We start from the raw sequence: 2449 nt of genomic DNA, 5'->3' as shown, positions 1-2449 counted from the left end.
CTCCGGCGGACAGTGCTTCATGACCACGGGACATCCGTCCTCCTGGACTCAAGATCCAAGTGTCTCGAGTGTCCAAGATTCGGGGGCAAGCCCCGACAGTGCTGGCGGGCCCAACGGACGAGCACACGCACCACACACACCCAGGGCGCCCCGTGCCTGCGCAGCTGCCATTCACCCCGTTGGATACCGAGAACCACCAGCGCCGCAATCACTACACCCGCGGCGCTGGTGATTGTCTCGCCGGAGAGGCGAGTGGCAGCCGCGCAGAAGGCATTCTCAGGCCAATCGCGCGGCGCTCGCGTAGGGCTATCTGCGCTGGTGGGATGCTGCTCTGGAAGAGCATCGAGCGAAGGAGCATCGTGTGTGTGAACGACCTGGTCTCGCCCTGATGGTCAGTACCCCGGCGACTCGGCAGAATCAGCACCTCATGCCCGGGCAGGACTGGATAATCGCCGGCAAGTTCCCCGAGAGCACGAGCGCAGGTCAGACGGACAAGGACGCACCGGAGGACATTCCGAACAACACGCCGCCGGCTGACGGCAAGTTCGCCAGCTGTGGCAAACCGGTCGCTGCGTTCCTCGACGAGGTGACGAACAACGGGCGTCCGTGGCACCGGGCACGGGTGACGTCGGGCCAGGCCGTGCCCGTCGACCTGACGCTCCGCCGGGGGGTGCTTGTACGCCGGATCTACGTCGTTCCTACCATCCTGGCCTGGAACCCCCAGCAGAAGCTGACCCGCGCCCAGTTCGAGTTCAGCCCCGACACGACCACATACCCTTACTACCGGCTCTTCCCCTGCGCGCCCTTCTACACCGAGCTGGCCCACGAGAACATCCTCAACGGCGGGCTCGCTCTCGTGAATGACCAGTTCTCGTTCACCTTCAACCTGCCGACGCGCCCGTCAGGGCCGCACACCCTCCTCCTGGTCGTCGAGTTCGCCAACAGTGGCGACGCCGCCTACCAGCTCCTCGACTTCGAGTACGTCTCCAACGTGTTCGTTCGCGACGCGGACGACGACGCGGACTACGCGTAGAGGTCAGCACCTACGGGTTCCGCCTGCTCGGCTATCTCCGAGCCCAGACGAGGATCGCGGCGAGGTGCAGCGCGACCTGGTATGCGATGGCGAGCTGGCCGGTCCGCATCGCGAGGCCGCGCCACTGCTTGAGTCGGGCGATGCACCGCTCGACGGCATTGCGCTCCGCCGGGCCCTGAGCCCGTCGACTCAGAGCCTGCCGACCGATCTCCTGGCCGCGGTGGGTGAGGAGATTAAGAACCTACGCGGATAGGCGGGTTGGGGGTCCCTGGTCGCGAGAACCGGCACTGGTCTCGATGATCATGGAGTGGTGATGTTCCGTGATCGCTGTGGGGGATTGTGCCTGTTTTGCCGTCGTGGCTGAGTGAGCCGTTGTGGGAGCAGTTCGCGGCGTTGCTGCCGAAGCGGCCGGTCTTCGATCCGGGGCATCCGCTGGGCTGTCACCGGCGCCGTGTCGGTGACCGGGTCGTCTTCGACAAGCTGCTGCAACTCCTGCGGTTCGGCTGCTCCTACCCGGCGATAGCGGATGCGACCTGTTCGGCCACGACGATCCGGGCCCGCCGGGATGAGTGGATCCGGTTGGGTGCGTTCGCCCGGCTGAAACAGCTTGCGCTGGAGTCGTACGACCGGATGGTCGGGCTGGTTCTGGACGAGATCGCCGTCGACGGATGCATCACCAAGGCGCCCGGGGGTGGCGAGGTCGCAGGGCGCTCGCCGGTCGACCGGGGCAAGCAGGGACTGAAACGCTCCGGCCTGGTGGACGGATACGGCATCCCCCTCGGCCGCATCCTGGCCGGGGCCAACCACCACGACTCACCCCTGCTCGCCCCGACCTTGGACCTGCTGACCGCCCTCGGGCCGCTGCCAGAGGAGGTCACCGTGCACCTTGACGCCGGCTACGACAGTGCTGGCACCCGCATCCTGCTCGGCGAACGTCGCCTGCACGGGCAGATCGCCCGCAAAGGTGAGAAGGCACCGATCCAGGCCGCCGGGCGGTGGCATGTGGAACGCACTCATGCCTGGCAGAACGCATTCCACCGCCTCGCCCGCTGCCACGAGCGTCGTGCAAAGGTCATTGACGCGCTCTTCGACCTCGCCGATGCGATCATCACCATCCGCAGCCTTATCCGCCGGGTGTGGACCACGCACCGCTGGCACACCCGACCCCACCACCGCCCTTGAACAGCCGATGCCGGCACGCCCCCGGGCTTCGGCCTCAGCGTGGCAGATGCCCAGGGGTATGTCGTGTGTGGGGGCTGGTCAGGAGGGGGCCAGCACTGCCACCTCCCAGCCGAACCCCACCACCAGTCGGCCATCCGAGGTGACGGCCTGGCGGCGGCTGCGGGACTGGACCGAGGCCGGCCTCTGGCCCCGCCTGCACGAAGTGCTCCTGGCCGAGCTGCGCAAAGCAGGTCT

The 2449-nt window shown here is 67.2% G+C and carries 2 protein-coding genes and 2 pseudogenes; 3 read left to right on the top strand and 1 reads right to left on the bottom strand.

Annotated features, from left to right (window positions below; translation table 11 throughout):
* Nucleotides 1-361: 361 nt before the first annotated feature.
* Complete coding sequence (locus ACWCXX_RS41170) at nt 362-1033, top strand: lytic polysaccharide monooxygenase (protein ID WP_451136419.1); 672 nt, start codon at nt 362-364, stop codon at nt 1031-1033.
* 31 nt (nt 1034-1064) lie between these two features.
* Here ACWCXX_RS41170 and ACWCXX_RS41165 read toward each other — a convergent pair.
* Nucleotides 1065-1196 (bottom strand): annotated as a pseudogene (locus ACWCXX_RS41165) (IS5/IS1182 family transposase); the annotation flags it as partial.
* A 176-nt stretch (nt 1197-1372) separates the two neighbouring features.
* Between ACWCXX_RS41165 and ACWCXX_RS41160 the strand changes: the two are divergent.
* Nucleotides 1373-2215, top strand: coding sequence for an IS5 family transposase (locus ACWCXX_RS41160; protein WP_451136417.1), 843 nt, complete (start codon nt 1373-1375; stop codon nt 2213-2215).
* Between the two features lie 133 nt (nt 2216-2348).
* A pseudogene (locus tag ACWCXX_RS41155) lies at nt 2349-2449 on the top strand (IS5/IS1182 family transposase); the annotation flags it as partial.

It is taken from the genome of Streptomyces sp. NPDC001732 (genome assembly GCF_053596315.1).
This window is presented reverse-complemented; position numbering and strand designations above follow the sequence as displayed.